This window comes from Enterobacter sp. MGH 33 (genome assembly GCF_000534535.1).
GTDB classification, from domain to species: domain Bacteria; phylum Pseudomonadota; class Gammaproteobacteria; order Enterobacterales; family Enterobacteriaceae; genus Enterobacter; species Enterobacter hormaechei_C.
On the sequence record NZ_KI973212.1, the window covers coordinates 624,395 to 640,782 of the forward strand.

Annotated in this window: 19 protein-coding genes; 3 read left to right on the plus strand and 16 right to left on the minus strand. The window is 58.7% G+C overall.

Features of this window, described 5'->3' with window-relative positions:
* The first annotated feature begins 90 nt into the window (after positions 1-90).
* A complete protein-coding gene (yjdP, locus tag L379_RS20895) occupies positions 91-414 on the plus strand; it encodes a DDRRRQL repeat protein YjdP (protein WP_032652236.1) in 324 nt (107 codons plus the stop codon).
* Between the two features lie 54 nt (positions 415-468).
* On the opposite strand, the gene phnP is transcribed toward yjdP, so the two are convergent.
* The 16 genes from phnP to L379_RS20815 form a co-directional block, all read right to left on the minus strand.
* Positions 469-1,227: a phosphonate metabolism protein PhnP gene (gene phnP, locus L379_RS20890; protein ID WP_017382648.1), complete on the minus strand. Its 759-nt coding sequence runs from the start codon at positions 1,225-1,227 to the stop codon at positions 469-471.
* A 9-nt stretch (positions 1,228-1,236) separates the two neighbouring features.
* On the minus strand, positions 1,237-1,671 hold the full coding sequence (gene phnO, locus L379_RS20885) for an aminoalkylphosphonate N-acetyltransferase (RefSeq protein WP_015570217.1): 435 nt from the start codon (positions 1,669-1,671) through the stop codon (positions 1,237-1,239).
* Positions 1,664-2,215: a ribose 1,5-bisphosphokinase gene (gene phnN, locus L379_RS20880; RefSeq protein WP_032104477.1), complete on the minus strand. Its 552-nt coding sequence runs from the start codon at positions 2,213-2,215 to the stop codon at positions 1,664-1,666. The genes phnO and phnN overlap by 8 nt, the downstream gene beginning before the upstream one ends.
* Entirely contained in the window at positions 2,212-3,348 is a 1,137-nt protein-coding gene (gene phnM, locus L379_RS20875; RefSeq protein ID WP_015570219.1) for an alpha-D-ribose 1-methylphosphonate 5-triphosphate diphosphatase, read from the minus strand. The genes phnN and phnM overlap by 4 nt, the downstream gene beginning before the upstream one ends.
* Positions 3,345-4,025, minus strand: coding sequence for a phosphonate C-P lyase system protein PhnL (phnL, locus tag L379_RS20870; protein ID WP_017382651.1), 681 nt, complete (start codon positions 4,023-4,025; stop codon positions 3,345-3,347). The genes phnM and phnL overlap by 4 nt, the downstream gene beginning before the upstream one ends.
* A 357-nt stretch (positions 4,026-4,382) precedes the next feature.
* Positions 4,383-5,138: a phosphonate C-P lyase system protein PhnK gene (phnK, locus tag L379_RS20865; protein ID WP_032652238.1), complete on the minus strand. Its 756-nt coding sequence runs from the start codon at positions 5,136-5,138 to the stop codon at positions 4,383-4,385.
* Positions 5,135-5,980, minus strand: coding sequence for an alpha-D-ribose 1-methylphosphonate 5-phosphate C-P-lyase PhnJ (gene phnJ / locus L379_RS20860; RefSeq protein WP_032652240.1), 846 nt, complete (start codon positions 5,978-5,980; stop codon positions 5,135-5,137). Before phnJ ends, phnK begins: the two co-directional genes overlap by 4 nt.
* The gene (locus L379_RS20855; protein WP_032652242.1) at positions 5,973-7,037 is read right to left on the minus strand and encodes a carbon-phosphorus lyase complex subunit; all 1,065 of its coding nucleotides are present in this window, start codon (positions 7,035-7,037) and stop codon (positions 5,973-5,975) included. The genes phnJ and L379_RS20855 overlap by 8 nt, the downstream gene beginning before the upstream one ends.
* Positions 7,037-7,621, minus strand: a complete 585-nt coding sequence (phnH, locus tag L379_RS20850) for a phosphonate C-P lyase system protein PhnH (RefSeq protein ID WP_032652244.1) — start codon at positions 7,619-7,621, stop codon at positions 7,037-7,039. The genes L379_RS20855 and phnH overlap by 1 nt, the downstream gene beginning before the upstream one ends.
* Complete coding sequence (gene phnG / locus L379_RS20845; protein WP_017694700.1) at positions 7,618-8,070, minus strand: phosphonate C-P lyase system protein PhnG; 453 nt, start codon at positions 8,068-8,070, stop codon at positions 7,618-7,620. Before phnG ends, phnH begins: the two co-directional genes overlap by 4 nt.
* Positions 8,071-8,796: a phosphonate metabolism transcriptional regulator PhnF gene (gene phnF / locus L379_RS20840; protein ID WP_006810434.1), complete on the minus strand. Its 726-nt coding sequence runs from the start codon at positions 8,794-8,796 to the stop codon at positions 8,071-8,073.
* 20 nt (positions 8,797-8,816) lie between these two features.
* Entirely contained in the window at positions 8,817-9,596 is a 780-nt protein-coding gene (phnE, locus tag L379_RS20835) for a phosphonate ABC transporter, permease protein PhnE (RefSeq protein ID WP_032646912.1), read from the minus strand.
* A gap of 117 nt (positions 9,597-9,713) precedes the next feature.
* A complete protein-coding gene (gene phnD / locus L379_RS20830; RefSeq protein ID WP_032652248.1) occupies positions 9,714-10,730 on the minus strand; it encodes a phosphonate ABC transporter substrate-binding protein in 1,017 nt (338 codons plus the stop codon).
* Between the two features lie 23 nt (positions 10,731-10,753).
* Positions 10,754-11,542, minus strand: coding sequence for a phosphonate ABC transporter ATP-binding protein (phnC, locus tag L379_RS20825; protein ID WP_032652251.1), 789 nt, complete (start codon positions 11,540-11,542; stop codon positions 10,754-10,756).
* Positions 11,543-11,716: 174 nt separating this feature from the next.
* Complete coding sequence (gene yjdN, locus L379_RS20820; RefSeq protein WP_017694695.1) at positions 11,717-12,148, minus strand: VOC family metalloprotein YjdN; 432 nt, start codon at positions 12,146-12,148, stop codon at positions 11,717-11,719.
* 80 nt (positions 12,149-12,228) lie between these two features.
* Positions 12,229-12,564 carry a zinc ribbon domain-containing protein YjdM gene (locus tag L379_RS20815; protein WP_003860206.1) on the minus strand — a complete coding sequence of 112 codons (336 nt, stop codon included), beginning with the start codon at positions 12,562-12,564 and terminating at the stop codon, positions 12,229-12,231.
* 591 nt (positions 12,565-13,155) lie between these two features.
* Between L379_RS20815 and crfC the strand changes: the two genes are divergently transcribed.
* A complete protein-coding gene (crfC, locus tag L379_RS20810) occupies positions 13,156-15,510 on the plus strand; it encodes a clamp-binding protein CrfC (RefSeq protein WP_023302944.1) in 2,355 nt (784 codons plus the stop codon).
* Complete coding sequence (locus L379_RS20805) at positions 15,507-16,385, plus strand: diguanylate cyclase regulator RdcB family protein (protein ID WP_023295782.1); 879 nt, start codon at positions 15,507-15,509, stop codon at positions 16,383-16,385. Before crfC ends, L379_RS20805 begins: the two co-directional genes overlap by 4 nt.
* The last annotated feature ends 3 nt before the right edge of the window (positions 16,386-16,388 follow it).

Sequence of the window (16,388 nt, forward strand, 5' to 3'; positions counted from 1 at the left end):
GGCGTTTGGAACAGAATTTGAGATTCCTCCGCTACTCCCGCTAACAGCCAGTCATTACTTTAAGGCCAGTTCACCTGCGAGTCTGGCCTTATGAAACGTTACTCTACCGCTCTGTTATTGGGTCTGCTGACTTTAACCAGCCAACTGGCGCATGCCGATGTGATTGATGATGCCATTGGCAATATTCAGCAGGCGATCAACGACGCCTATAACCCCGGCAGCAGCCATAATGATGACGACGACGATCGTTACGATCGCAGCCGTCAAACCGACAGCCGCCAGTACGACGATCGTCGTCGACAGTTAGAAGATCGACGCCAGCGTTTAGACGAGCGTCAGCGGCAGCTGGATGACGATCGGCGTCGGTTAGAAGAGGATGAGCGCCGGTTAGAGGATGATTACGATCGGTGGTAACCCTGGTATTGCAACGCGTAGGCCGGGTAAGGCTCAGCCGCCACCCGGCAAAATTTAATCCAACACCAGCACCATCCCGTCATACCCCGCTTCAATGCCGGACGGCAGCGGGTTATCCATCATCCACACGTCAAACTGATGGCTGATATGCGTCAGGATCACCTGCGGACAGCCAATCACCTCATTCAGCGCAATCACCGTATTCAAATCACAATGGTTGCGCGGCGTCTCCGGGCGCGGTTCATGGCTACAGTCGATAATCATCGCCTGCGGCTGATTGTTTAGCAGAAACGTCACCGTTTTATCCGGTAGCCCGGCGGTATCAGAAAGCCACGCCACGCGGCTGTGGGCGGACTCCAGCAGATAGCCAAACGTGAGTTTTGAATGGTTGAGCGGCAGCGGCGTGACCCGCAAGCCCTGAAGTTCAAACATCACAAACGGCTCCACCGTGTGGCTGAAATCGAGAAGGCCCGGATGCTTGAACAGGTCGTCACAGCCTGCGTCGTCCGGCGGACCGTAAACCGGAATGGTCGCTCCCACGCCCCAGCGCAGAGGAAAAAGCCCCTGAACGTGATCCATATGATAATGGGTAAGCAAAATCTGCCTGAAACTCCCCGCGGGCCAGTCGTCCATCAGGTGTGGAATACCCGCGTCCAGCAAGGTGACCGAATCGTTGAATTTCACCGCCGCGCTACAGGGGCGACGGCGATAATTTTCCTGTAAACGCGCCCGTCGGCACGCCGCGCAGTCGCAGCCAAACACCGGCACCAGCTGAGCCCCTCCGGTTCCTGTCAGCGTGATCGTCAGACTCATAACGCACCTCTACAGCGGTTTGGTGAAGCGGAAATGGCTTTGCGTATATCCTTCACGAACATAAAAACGGTGCGCGTCCACGCGCTTCACGCTGGTGGAAAGCTCGGTCAGCTCGGCGCCTGCCTGTCGCGCGACGTCCTCTGCCCAGGCCAGCAGCTGGCTGCCCACTTTTAATCCGCGCGCCTGCGGCATCACCACCAGCTCCTGGATCTCGCCGATCCAGCGGGCGTGATGCAGGTGAAACTGCATATGCAGGCCGATCATACCGATGATCTGCCCGTCCAGCTCGGCCAGCTGGTAACGCATATTGTGATCCTGCAAGTTGGCCAGATACCCGGCGTGAAACGCCTGATGATCGAACTCGGCCTGCTTAAGTTCGCAGATCAGCGCGTAAACGATCGGCGCATCGTCGGCGGTGGCGGGGCGAAGCTGGCAGTCAGGCATGCTGTTTCTCCTTCTGGCGAATAAGCGATAGCAAGGTCTCGACTGACTGTAGCAAACTTCCGTCGTTATTGAGGAGATGGCAACCCGACGGGGTGTAGCGCGCCGCCCGTTCCAGCCGCTGGTCGATCTCGCGCGCGTTTTCGCGCCCCCGCTTTTGCAGCCGGCTACGGAGAACGTCCGGGGAAACCTGCAAACAGACCGGGAGCAGCGCCGCTTCGTACCGGGCGCGAGCCTGCGGGAGATGCGCCCGCGAGCCGTTAACCAGCACGTCGAACCCCGCATGCAGCCAGAGGTCAATCTCAATACCGACGCCATAGTAGTAACCGTTGGCATGCCAGCTCAGCGCCAGCAGGTTTTGTCCGGCGCGGGTAAAAAACTCCTGCTCGCTCAGGGCGATATGGTTCTCGCTTCCGGCGTTGGCATCGCGCGTGATATAGCGGTGCGCCACCAGCAGCTGTGAATGTTCCCGCTGCCGTAACGCCGACAGCAGGCTGTCCTTCCCGGAGCCGGACGGGCCCATTAACCAGATGAGTCTTCCCATCAGAATACCCTTTTTCCCTGACGCCAGACGTGGTCGATATGAATGTGCTCGCCCTTACGGTGGGCGAGCACCAGATCGGCCCGTTTCCCCTCGGCAATTTCACCGCGATCGTGAAGATTAAGCGCGCTGGCCGGGTTTTTCGTCACCAGGCGAATCGCCTGTGGCAGCGTGAAGCTGTTGTTCTCGTCGTCCGCGACGCGGAAGGCCGCGTCCAGCAGGCTGGCGGGGTAATAGTCAGAGGAGAGGATATCCAGCAGGCCGAGCGAGGCGAGCCTGCTTGCCGCCACGTTGCCGGAGTGCGATCCGCCGCGCACGATATTTGGCGCGCCCATCAGGACGTTCATGCCGTGCTTACGCGATGCCTCTGCCGCTTCAAACGTGGTGGGAAATTCAGCTATCACGCTGCCAAGCTGGTGGGATTCGCGCACGTGATCGTGCGTGGCGTCGTCATGGCTGGCCAGGGCAATATTCCGGTCCCGGCACATGGCGGCAATGGAGAGGCGATTCGGCTGCGACCACTGGGCCGCAAGCTGGAGCTGCTCTTCTTCGTAGCGCGCCATCTCCGCGTCGTTGAGCGAATATTTGCCCTGATAGTATTCGCGATACTTTTCAATGTTGGCGAACTGGCGCTGCCCCGGCGAGTGATCCATCAGGGAAACCAGCGAGACCGGCTCGCGGCCCACCAGCTTCTCAAACAGCGGCAGGGTGGTGTGGTGCGGCAACTCGCAACGCAGGTGCAGGCGGTGCTCGGCGCGGTTGAGGCCGCGCTTTTGCGTCTCCTCCACGGCGTTGATCATCTTCTCCAGATTCTCCAGGCGATCGCCGCCGTCGCGCACGTCGCCAATCGCCACCGCGTCCAGCACCGTGGTGATGCCGCTGGCGACCATCAGCGCGTCGTGGCTGCTCATCGCTGAATGAGCAGGCCAGTCCACCTTTGGGCGCGGGGTGAAGAATTTATCGAGATTATCGGTATGCAGCTCAATCAGCCCCGGCAGCAGCCAGCCGCCTTCGCCGTCCATCGCTTCAGGAGTGCGGCTCCGGGTTTCGGCAAAGGCGCGGATGACACCGTCCCGCACCTCAACCGAGCCGTTCACGACCTCATTTTCCAGCACCAGCCTGACATTATTAATAATCATACGTTTGTCCCCATCGGGTGCAGTCTGTCCGCCACGCGTTGGCGTACGGCGTCGTCGTGGAAGATCCCGACGATCGCCGCGCCGCGCGCTTTGGCCTGTTCGATCAGTTCCATCACCGCTGCGCTGTTCTTACTGTCGAGCGAGGCGGTGGGTTCATCCAGGAGTAAAATCGGGTAATCGACGATAAAGCCGCGGGCGATGTTGACGCGCTGCTGCTCGCCGCCGGAAAAGGTCGACGGGGCGAGGTGCCACAGACGCTCCGGTACGTTGAGGCGCGTCAGCAGGCTGGCGGCTTTAGCGGCGCAGGTTTCGCGCGGCACGCCGAGATCCAGCAGGGGTTGCATGACCACGTCCAGGGCGGAGATCCGCGGGATCACTCGCAGGAACTGGCTGACCCAGCCGATCGTCGAGCGGCGCACTTCCAGCACTTTGCGCGCGGGAGCCTGAACCAGATCGACCCATTCATTGTTATGGCGAATATGAATATGGCCTTCGTCCGGCAGGTAGTTGGCATACAGGGAGCGCAGCAGGGTGGATTTTCCACTGCCGGAATGGCCATGCAGCACCACGCATTCGCCGTTGCTGACCTCTAACGAGGCATTTTGCAGTACCGGCAGGCGGACGCCGTTTTGCTGGTGGAGCACAAAGGTTTTACTTACGTTTTGTACGTGGATCATTTTGGCCTCGCGATTCGTTTTGCCGGGTGGCGGCTTCGCCTTACCCGGCCTACGGGTGCGGTGTTCGTTTTGCCGGGTGGCGGCTTCGCCTTACCCGGCCTACGGGTGCGGTGTTCGTTTTGCCGGGTGGCGGCTTCGCCTTACCCGGCCTACGGGTGCGGTGTTCGTTTTGCCGGGTGGCGGCTTCGCCTTACCCGGCCTACGGGTGCGGTGTTCGTTTTGCCGGGTGGCGGCTTCGCCTTACCCGGCCTACGGGTGCGGTGTTCGTTTTGCCGGGTGGCGGCTTCGCCTTACCCGGCCTACAAGGTGCGGTGTTCGTAGGCCGGGTAAGCGCAGCGCCACCCGGCAACCGCGCCCTCAGTTCTGCAATACGGACGACACCAGCAGCTGGGTATACGGATGATGGGGATCGTCGAGCACGCGGTCGGTTAACCCACTTTCCACCACCTGACCCTGCTTCATCACCAGCAAGCGGTCCGCCAGCAGGCGCGCGACGCCTAAATCGTGGGTGACAATCACCACCGCCAGGTTTAGCTCCACCACCAGGCCGCGCAGCAGGTCGAGCAGGCGAGCCTGCACAGAGACGTCCAGCCCGCCGGTCGGTTCATCCATAAACACCAGCTTCGGATGGGTGACGAGATTGCGGGCAATCTGTAAACGCTGCTGCATGCCGCCGGAGAAGGTGGTCGGCAGGTCGTCGATGCGCGAGGCGGGAATTTCAACCTCTTCCAGCCAGTGCTGCGCCGTGGCGCGGATGTTGCCGTAGTGGCGCGCGCCGGTGGCCATCAGCCGTTCGCCGATGTTGCCCCCCGCCGACACCTGGCGGCGCAGGCCATCCATCGGGTGCTGGTGCACCACGCCCCACTCGGTGCGCAGCAGGCGGCGGCGATCGGCTTCGCTCATGCCATACAGCGACACGCCCTCATACAGAATGTCGCCATTCTGCGGCGTCAGGCGCGCGGAGATGGACTTCAGCAGGGTGGTTTTACCGGAGCCGGACTCGCCGACAATGCCCAGCACTTCGCCCGGCCACAGCTCAAACGACACGTCGCTAAAGCCTTTGCCCGGCGCATAAAGGTGAGTCAGGTTATTAACCGAAAGCAGCTGTTTCATTGGCTGTTCGCCTCGCTCTGTTGGCGGCAGTAATCGGTGTCGGAGCAGACAAACATCCGTTTGCCCGTGTCGTCCAGCACCACTTCATCCAGATAGCTATGCTTCGAACCGCAGATGGCGCACGGCTCGTCCCACTCCTGCACCGTAAACGGGTGATCGTCAAAATCCAGGCTCTCCACACGGGTGTACGGCGGTACGGCGTAGATGCGTTTTTCCCGTCCGGCGCCAAAAAGTTGCAGGGCGGGCATCATGTCCATCTTCGGGTTATCGAATTTCGGGATCGGCGACGGGTCCATCACGTAGCGGCCGTTCACCTTCACCGGGTAGGCGTAGGTGGTGGCGATATGGCCGAAGCGGGCGATGTCCTCATACAGTTTGACCTGCATGATCCCGTACTCTTCCAGGGCGTGCATGGTGCGGGTTTCGGTTTCCCGCGGCTCGATAAAGCGCAGCGGCTCCGGAATCGGCACCTGAAAAATCAAAATCTGATCTTCGGCCAGCGGGGTTTCCGGAATGCGGTGACGGGTCTGGATCAACGTCGCGTCTTCGGTTTTTTCGGTGGTGTTGACGCCCGTTACGCGCTTAAAGAAGTTGCGGATCGACACGGCGTTGGTGGTGTCGTCTGCACCCTGGTCAATGACCTTCAGCACGTCAGCCTCGCCGATCACGCTGGCGGTGATCTGAATACCGCCCGTGCCCCAGCCGTAGGGCATCGGCATTTCACGGCCGCCGAACGGGACCTGATAGCCCGGAATAGCCACCGCTTTTAAGATGGCACGGCGGATCATGCGTTTGGTTTGCTCGTCCAGATAGGCAAAGTTGTAGCCGCTTAAGTTAGCCATGTTCGCGCTCCCGTTGCAGGCGTTTCAGCAGTTCCAGTTCGGCCTGGAAATCGACGTAATGCGGCAGCTTGAGGTGCGAGACGAAGCCAGCGGCCTCGACGTTATCCGCGTGGGCCAGCACGAACTCTTCGTCCTGTGCCGGGCCTGCAATATGCTCGCCGTAGTCCGGCGCCTGGAGCGCACGGTCAACCAGCGCCATCGCCATCGCCTTGCGCTCGCTCAGGCCATACACCAGCCCGTAGCCGCGGGTAAAGTGCGGATCTTCATTCTCTGGCGCGACAAAACCGTTGACCATTTCGCACTCGGTCATCAGCAGTTCGCCGATGTTCACCGCAAAACCCAGCTCTTCCGGCACGATTTCAATGTCGATATAACCGCTGCGGATCTCTGCCGCGAACGGGTGGTTGCGCCCGTAGCCGCGCTGCGTGGAGTAGGCCAGCGCCAGCAGATACCCTTCGTCACCGCGCATCAGCTGTTGCAGGCGGGACGAGCGCGAACAGGGATAGACCGGCGGCGTGCGGGTGATGTCATCCGGTGTGCTGCCGGTGTCCTCTTCCGCCTTCGCCAGCCCCTGGTTTGCCAGCAGGCTAAAGACGTGCGGGGAGGCGTCTTGTTCAGCGTCAGACACGCTGAGCTGCGGTGTTTCACCGTTCGCCAGCAGAGTGAAGTCCAGCAGGCGATGGGTGTAGTCGTAGGTCGGACCAAGCAGCTGGCCGCCAGGAATATCTTTGTACACCGCAGAAATACGGCGCTCTAATCGCATTTCCGCCGTATTCACCGGCTCGCTAACCGCCAGCTTCGCAAGCGTAGTGCGGTAAGCGCGCAGCAGGAAGATGGCTTCCACGTTATCGCCGCTGGCCTGTTTCAGCGCCAGCGCCGCCAGTTCGCGGTCCGCGATGCCGCCTTCGGTCATCACGCGGTCGACGGCCAGGTTTAACTGCTGTTCAATCTGGGCGACGCTCAGCTCGGGAAGGGCGTCATCTCCCCGGCGTCTGTGCGCCTGCAAGGCATGGGCGGCGGCGATCGCCTTCTCGCCCCCTTTGACGGCAACGTACATCAGCACACCTCCACGTGAGTGGTTCTCGGGATCGCCAGCAGGCGCTCGCCGCAGGTCAGGATCAGGTCGATACCGAGCGGGAACGGATGCGGGCGCTCGGTCAGCTCATGAATGATGCACTCCGGCAGCTGGGGGGCGACCATCCGCTCGTCGGCAATCCCTGCACCCGTCAGGCGCAGCATGCGGCCACCGCTCAGGCTGGAGACCTGCAAAATCAGCGTGGCGCTGGTTTCCGGTGCGACGGCGCTGCCTTCGCTCAGGGCGTTAAGCTCTTCGTGGCTGATTTGCTCGTCGACCACGGCGAAGACCGCCTGCTGGGGCTGCTCGACCAGCGGCGCGTTGGTGTGAAAGCGCAGGTTCTGGCTGGCGATATCGTTCAGCAATGCGCCTGACAGCCATACCGGGGTGTCGTTGTCCGCCAGGGTCAGCAGCACGCTGGTCGAGGCGAGGTTCAGCGGCAGCCAGCCCTGGGAGAGCTGGTGCAGCGAGACAATGACGCCCGGCTCGCTCATGGCTTTCAGCAGGCGACGGAAACTCTGTTGGGCATCCTGGACGGCCAGGGTAAAAGCAGGTTGAAGCGTCATGCGTTGTCTCCGCGAACGAGCGTAAAGAAGTCGACCCGGCTGGTATTCACTTCGGCCTGACGCGCGGCAAGGCGTGCGGCGCGGTCGGCTTCCAGCGGGGCAATAAGGGTTTCCATTAACGTCTGAAAATGCGGCTGTTCCTGTAAAAGCGCGTCGATCGCTGCGCAGCGTTCGGCGTGCGTTTTGTCGCGCCCAAGTACGTAGCCGTAGCCTAGCGTGCCGCTTTTCAGGCGGATCACCGCGCGGGTGAGGGTGGCATCGCCGGCGAAGAAGCGCTCGCCGGTGCCGCCCATGCGTGCCTGGATCTGCACCAGGCCGATCTCCGGCGCGCGGATCGTGTCGTAGTCCGGCGTCAGGCCGAGCGCGCTCATGCGGGCAGCCAGCGCATCAGGCTGGCTGTGGGCCAGCACGCGCATCCAGCGCTGACGAGTGGAGGTGTCGAAGTGCATTCAGTGCTCCATGGTAAATTCAATCATGTCGGCGCGGGTCAGGCTGACGGAGTATTCCGTTGCGTTGACGTCGCCGTCACGGTGGTTGAGGGTGCGCACGCAGAGCAGCGGGGCCATGTTGGGGATCTCCAGCACCTTGCTCTCTTTCGCCTGCGCGCGGCGGGCGCTGATGCGCGTCTGGGTGCGTTTGAGCGCGATACCCGTCGCGTCCTGAAGAAAATCATGCAGGGAACCGCTGGCGAAATGTTGCAGCACGGGCCAGAGGGTGAGGTCCGCGAAGTAGTGGTCGATCTGACAGACCGCCACGCCGTTCACCCGGCGCAACGTGCGCAGGTGAACGACGTTGTCGCCCTCCTGAATCCCCAGCGCGTCCGCCACGTGGCGGGAGGCGGGGCGCAGGACTGACAGCAGCTTTTCGCTGGTGGGGTGGCTGCCCTGATCGAGCAGGTTCTGGCTAAAACGCGCCTGGGCATTGAGCGGGTAGTCGAACGGACGCATCAGCACCAGCACGCCGACGCCCTGACGGCGCTGGACCCAGCCGCGCTCCACCAGTTGATCAATGGCGCGACGCAGGGTGTGGCGATTCACTTCGTAGCGGTCGGCAAGCTGCTGCTCGGCGGGCAGGTAGTCTCCGCAGCGGTAGTGCGTGCGCAGCTCCACTTCGAGCTTTGCCGCAATCTCTTGCCAGCGGGTGGGGTAACTGGTCGGATGTCTGGATAAGTGCATACAAATCAAAGCCTCGCTTCTCAGATGAAGTGCTTACGCAAACGTTGAGAGAGGAAATCCAGCAGGCTGACGGTGACGATGATGAGCACCATCAGGGCGCAGGTTTGCTGGAACTGGAAACCACGAATGGCTTCCCACAGGGTGACGCCAATGCCGCCTGCGCCCACCATGCCGACCACGGTGGCGGAGCGAACGTTGGACTCGAAGCGGTACAGGGAGTAGGAGATGAGCAGCGGCATCACCTGCGGCAGGACGCCGTACAGGATCTCTTCGATTTTGTTCGCTCCGGTTGCGCGGATGCCTTCCACCGGGCCGGGCTCGATGGCTTCAACCGCTTCGGAGAGCAGCTTGGAGAGCACGCCGGTGGTGTGGATGAACAGCGCCATCACGCCCGCGAACGGACCCAGGCCGACGGCGACCACGAACAGCATCGCAAAGACCATTTCGTTGATGGCGCGACAGGCGTCCATCAGGCGACGCATCGGCTGGTAAACCCACCACGGCACGATGTTTTCTGCGCTCATCAGGCCAAACGGAATGGAAAGGATCACGGCGAGGGCGGTGCCCCAGACGGCAATTTGCAGAGTGATCGCCATTTCACCGAGGTAGTCCTGCCACTGGCTGAAGTCCGGCGGGAAGAAGTCGGCGGCGAAGGTCGCCATGTTGCCGGAATCTTTGAAGAGCAGCAGCGGATCCATCTCCGCGCCCTTCCAGGAGATAACGAGCACCGCCAGCAGAATGGCCCAGCTTATGAGCGAGAACCAGCTGCGCTTTGGCGGCGGGAGGGTGATGGTTTGCATGTTGGCTCCTTTGGGTTTAGTCCCCTCTCCCTTGAGGGAGAGGGTTAGGGTGAGGGGGGAATGTGCGTGTTGATGCCCTCACCCCGGCCCTCTCCCACAGGGAGAGGGAGAAAGGCGTTACTGCACCGCTTTATTCACGCTGGTCATGGCACCGAGCGCGGCGGTCAGGCGGTCGAGATCGTCCAGCTGCGCCTGAATTTCAGACACTTTGCTGGTCTTCTCTTCTTCCTTCAGACCCTTGTTGTCCTTCACGCCCTGCATCTGCTTGAACAGCGCCAGCTGGCGAATCGGCACCAGCTGCAAATCGCTGGACGCGCGGAACGGCGCCCAGCCCAGACGCGCCAGAACCGCTTTCTCTTCCGGCGTTTTGCCGTAGTTCATAAAGAAGTCGTAGACCTTGTCCTTGGTGCTCTCGGAGAGGTTTTTGCGCCACACGATCGGGTCGCCCGGGATCAGCGGCGATTTCCAGATAACCTTGATTTCCTTCAGCTTGTCCGGCGCGGAGGTCTTCAGCTTGTCGAGGTTTTCAGTGTTGTTGGTGGCGACGTCAACCTGCTTATTCGCCACGGCCAGGGCGTTGGTTTCGTGGCTGGCGTTGACCGTGCGCTTAAAGTCGCTGGCGGAGACGTTGTTTTTCGCGAAGACGTAGTAGCCAGGGACGAGGAAGCCGGAAGTGGAGTTCGGGTCGCCGTTACCAAAGGTCAGCTCTTTGCGTTTGGCGAGCATGTCGTTGAGATTGTTGATCGGGCTGTCTTTGTTAACGATGAGCACGCTCCAGTAGCCCGGTGAGCCGTCTGCCGCAACGGTCTGGGCGAAGACCTGGCCGTTCGCGCGATCTACCGCTTCCATAGCAGAGAGGTTGCCATACCAGGCGATGTCGACTTTGTTGAAGCGCATTCCCTGAATGATGCCCGCGTAGTCCGGGGCGAAGAAGGCGTTTACTTTGATCCCCAGTTTGGTTTCCATATCTTTCAGGAACGGTTCCCACTGCGGCTTCAGGTTTTGCTGTGATTCCGTTGAAATGATGCCAAAGTTCAGCGCTTTTTCCTGTTCCTCAGCGTAAGCAGGGCTTAGCAGGGTGCTGATGCTGAACATGCTGGTGAAGGCCAGCGCGGCAACGGCTTTGTAGTTCATGTCCATTCCTCGTTATGGGGACGTTAAGCAGCCTGCGCGCGCTCTTCGACGCGGTTTACGCTGCGGTAGAGATGATCAAAACGTTCGTTATCAAACTGGTGGCTTGCGCCATCGAAGAACACATGGCCCTGACGCAGGGCGACGATGCGCTCGCAGTAGCGCAGGGCGTAATCCACCTGATGCAGCGTCACCACCACGGTGATGCAGTCGTTCTGATTGATGTCGCGCAGGGTTTCCATCACGATGCGGGCCGATTCCGGGTCCAGCGAGGCGATAGGTTCATCGGCCAGAATGATTTTGGCTTTCTGCATCAGGGCGCGGGCGATGGCGACGCGCTGCTGCTGTCCGCCGGAGAGCGTGGAGACGCGCTGGTGGGCGAAATGCGCCATGCCGACGCGGGTCAGCGCCTGTAAGGCTTCTTGCTTCTGGGATGGGGAGAACCAGCGCAGGCAGGTGCGCCAGAACGGGGTGCTGCCGAGCGCGCCAATCAGCACGTTCTCGAGCACGGTCAGGCGGTTCACCAGGTTGAACTGCTGAAAGATATAGCCCGTCTGAGCGCGGCTTTTGCGAATATCGCTCGCCAGACGCCCCGCATGTTGCACGGTGTTCCCCAACAGTTCGACGCGGCTTTCCGGCGTTTTGTCACAGGTAATCAGGCCGCTCAAGTGACGAAGAAGGGTTGATTTACCTGAACCAGACGGCCCCAACAGCGCCACCATTTCGCCCTGCTGGACGGTCAGATCAACGGCATGCAGCGCCTTGTTGTGATGGAAGGTTTTGCTCAGTTTCTCGACGCGAATGACAGTTTGCATGTGCCGGGCCTCACGATAAATGTGGCCTCATGCTGGCGCATCAATATGACATTCAGGTTAAGTGTTGGTTGCGGGAGTTTGAAGAGTTGAGGGGGAGTTTGATGACAATCACCGCAGGCCCGGTCAGCGCAGCGTCTCCGGGCGCTGTTGCCGGATGCGCTGCGCTTATGTGGCCTAGGATTTAACGACGTTAATCATCCACGGCACGCCGTATTTATCGGTGACTTTCCCGAATCCGTGCGCCCAGAAAGTCTCCTGCCAGGCCATTTCGACATTGCCACCATCAGAGAGGTTGTCGAACCAGCGTTTGCCTTCATCCACGTCCTGCGTGTCGAGCACCAGCGTAAATCCGGCGTACTGCGTGCTGCTACCGGGTGGCAGACCATCGCTCATCATGATATCGCTGCCGGCAATGCGGACATTAGAGTGGGCGATGGCGGTATCCGGGAAGTTCATGCCTGACGGACAGCCTTCTTCGCTGTTTTCGTCTTTGGGCATTTCGCCGAAGGTGATTTTGTAGAGGAGTTCTGCGCCGATGGCCTGCTGATAGAAGGCGGTCGCCTCCGCACAGTTGCCGGCGAAAGAGATGTAGGGACTTAACGGCATAATCTTTACCTCACGTAAGAAAAGCCCGTTAAGTGTAGTTCCCGAACGCCCGGTAAGCGAAGCGTCACCGGGCGGGACAATCAGTTCTTTTTCACGAACTCAGATTTCAGTTTCATCGGACCGAAGCCGTCAATTTTGCAGTCGATATTATGATCGCCTTCAACCAGACGGATATTTTTGACTTTAGTGCCGATCTTCAGCATGGAGGAACTGCCTTTTACCTTCAGATCTTTCACAACGGTAACGCTGTCGCCGTCTGCCAGCAGGTTGCCGTTCGCGTCTTTCACGATCAGCGCATCGCTGTCCTGTGCAGGCTCCGCATCGTTCCATTCATGGGCGCATTCCGGGCAAACGAACATGCCATTGTCTTCATAGGTGTATTCAGAATTGCATTTCGGGCAGTGTGGAAGTTGCATGTTGGTATCCTCAAAAGTGTTAACACGCTGGAAAACGCCAGCTAAATGACGGCAGTGTGCCGAAAAAGGCAGCGAGTATAACGCAAATCCCCACTTTTGTCGGTGATATTGTTTTATAAAAATAGCGCATAAATGCGCAAGCGATGACACGAACTGTCAGTGAATTAAGGGAAGCTTAAGCCCTGAACGGCAGAGATCGTAATCATGCTAAATGTATCGAATATTTTATTACAGCAAATTGCTACGTTGTGCCATTTCGGATAAGGTGAAGGAACAAGCCGTTATTTATCTATCCTTTTCTGACGCCATACATCTTTTGGCGCCAGGGAATACCTCTCTTTTTTGGTGGGTAAATAACGATGATATATCCTGATGTTTCCTGAAAATGCGTTTTGTCTATTCACTTTTGGCTTTCTGGCCAGGGGATGTTTTAAACGTATTACGAGGGTGGTTTTTAAATTCTCATTATCTTCAGTTAGTTGTATTAAATGAACATGTTTTCCATACGTGATCATATAAGCCTGAAAAGTATAATTAAAACATCGTGGCTTAATAAAAGTAATAAATTTGCGTTAAGGGAAGGCTTTTATCATGCACACACAGACCATATTTGAATTAAGCCAGGAAGCTGAACGATTGTTACAGCTCGCTCTGAACAATCTTGATTCATTAAAATCTATGCCGATTGCAAAGCTGGATAGCACAGCCGCTGCGATGAGCGGCGTTAATAACAACGTTTTGCCGTTACATTTTAGCGCACGGGGTGTCGACGCTCAGCAGGCGATGCTGAATAACGAATTACGCAAAATAACCCGCCTCGAAATGGTGCTGGCGATTGTGGGTACCATGAAAGCGGGAAAATCGACCACCATTAATGCGATTGTGGGCACGGAAGTGCTGCCGAACCGCAATCGTCCGATGACGGCACTTCCCACGCTGATCCGCCATACGCCGGGCCAGAAGGAGCCGGTGCTGCATTTTTTGCACGTTTCGCCCATCGATACCCTGATTACCCAGTTGCAGAAAAAACTGTGCGATAAAGATCGCGGCAAGCTGGCGCGGCGTCTGGAAATCGACAAGGACATGAATACGCTGCTGGAGCGCATAGAAAGAGGTGAGGCGTTTGAAAAACATCACCTGGGCGCGGAGCCCATCTTTCATTGTCTGAAAAGCCTGAACGATCTGGTGCGGCTGTCTCAGGCGCTGGGCGTGGAGTTTCCGTTCTCTGAGTATGCCGCGATAGAACATATTCCGGTGATTGAGGTGGAGTTTGTGCATCTCGCCGGTCTGGATGCGCACCTGGGGCAACTGACGCTGCTCGACACGCCGGGGCCGAACGAGGCCGGTCAGCCGCACCTGCAAAAAATGCTCAGCGAGCAGCTGGCGCGCGCCTCCGCCGTGCTGGCGGTGATGGACTATACACAGCTTAAATCTATTTCTGATGCGGAGGTTCGTCAGGCAATTTCGGCCGCCGGCAAATCCGTGCCGCTTTACGCCCTGGTCAACAAATTCGATCAGAAAGATCGTAACAGCGACGATGAAGAGCAGGTGCGGGCGATGATTTCCGGCACGCTGATGAAAGGAAATATTTCTCCGGGGCAAATTTATCCGGTCTCTTCCATGTGGGCCTATCTGGCAAACCGCGCCCGCTATGAGATGAACGTTCATGGGCGCCTTCCCGATCATCAGGATCAGCGTTGGGTACAGGATTTTGCCGAGGCCGCGCTGGGCCGCCGCTGGCGAACGGCCGACCTGGACGATATTGACCATATTCGCCATGCGGCGGATCTGCTGTGGGAGGATTCGCTGTTCGAACAGCCCATCCGCAAACTGATTTACGCGGCTTACGCCAACGCCTCGCTGTTCGCTTTGCGGTCGGCATCGCATAAGCTGCTGAACTATGCGCAAAATGCCAGAGAATACCTGGATTTTCGCCATCAGGGACTGACGGTCGCTTTTGATGAGCTGGAGCTGAATATTGCGCGCCTGGAAGAGGATATGACGATGCTGCGTCAGCGGCAGAGCGTGGTGAGCGATGAGGTCCAGCATGAAGTTGAAGAGGCGCTTAACGCAACGGATGCATTCCTGCTTCGCCAGAAAGGGGAACTTCACCAGGCGCTGGGCGACATTTTTAGCCGCCCGTCTATTCTTGATTTAGCAGGGCGCGAGCCATCCAGTTTGCGTGCAGACGACGCGGATGCGATCCAGCAGCTGGTGCTTGACGATGAAGGGCAGGCGCAGATTGTCCTGAGCAAGATCCGATCGTCATGCGAGCAGATTATGCTGAATGCGCAGAGCAGAATTGGCCGGGAGCTGGCGTTACGCTTCGATCAGCTGGAGTCTACGCTCGCCCGATCGTTGAATGAGGCGATGCGACCCATCGAGACGCGAATTAAGGAGCAGCTCAGTCATGCCGGATTTCGGGCGCGGATTAGCTTCCCGGCGTTTCAGGCAAACCAGCTTAATTTCAATACGCGCGGCTTATTTAATGATGCCATTGTGCAGGACACCCCTCCCGCCAGTCAACCAGCAGGGGCAGGCAGCGTACGTAATACCGTCTCGCGCTGGCTCAATAATCCCGGCTGGGGCTGGGAAGAGTATGTCGTGACGCGCACACGCTATGTCATCGACATCGTTCAGCTTCATGGCAAATTTACGCAACATATCGATCAGTTTTGCGATCAAATACGTAAAGCTTTGGCCGCGCAGGTCGATGTCTCTGTTACGGCAGGTATGGCAACGTTCTTTGCAGAGTTTTCGTTGTGCCTGACCGGGTTACAGGAAAGCTTGCGTGATAGCCTTGCCGTGCGGCAGCAGAATGAACATTCAACCCGGGCGCTTAGCCAGTTGTTGAAGCAAAGTATGACTACTGCGGCGTGGATTCAGGAAGATACCCGACTGTTACGCGATGATATTCAAACCTTATTCGCGGCAGAGCAACCATGACAACACAGCTACTGGACGGTCCCGGGCGGACGCTGGAGTGTATTCATCCAAAATTTATGGTCGATTTGGTCCAGGGGGCGGATGCTGCACGTCACTCCCTCCTGGGGCCACAGCAACTGCAATTTCGTGAGCGTTTGACGCAGGAGATCATTACGCAGACCCGGCTGCGGCCGTGGGCAATGGCGGGAATGCTCAACGAAAATGCAGCGCTGCGGCTGGGTCTGGCGGAGAAACTGGCCGGTATGCTCGACCCCGGACACCTTGCGCTGACCCGTATGTCCGACAGGCTGGTAGCCCTGCGCCAGCAGGTGAATCCACGCCTCCCTCAACCGCCCGGATTGTTGCAACAGTACGAGGAGCTCTCCGCACATTTCAACCAGCGTGCCGCCTATAAAGAGAAAGCGCTCGCGCAGCGCGGCCTGACGGTTCAGGCGGGTGAGCACAGCGAGCAAATTTTTACCCGCTGGCGAGCCGGGCAGTATGACGGCTGGTCGCTGGCTGGCCGCTGCTTTATCGTGCTGGAAGAGTTGCGCTGGGGGGCGTTTGGCGATGCCTGTCGTCTGGCGAATAGCGATGTGGCGGCCATGCTGAAAGATAATTTGCGCAGCATGGCCGCAAACTATCTGGCACAGGGAATTAATGCTTCTCCCACCACCCGGCATTTTTACCATCAGTGGCTGACGACGCCCGCTTCTCCCGGTCTGATTGATTATAAAGATATGCTGGGCTGGCTGGGGGACTGGTGTCAGGCGGATAAACATCCGGTGAGCTGGTCAGTGACGCAGAGCTGGCAAACGGTCGCGCTGGGGATGCCGAGACTCTGTTCGGCAAAACGGCTGGTGGATGGCATGGTGGAAGAGATATTTGGTACGTGATTG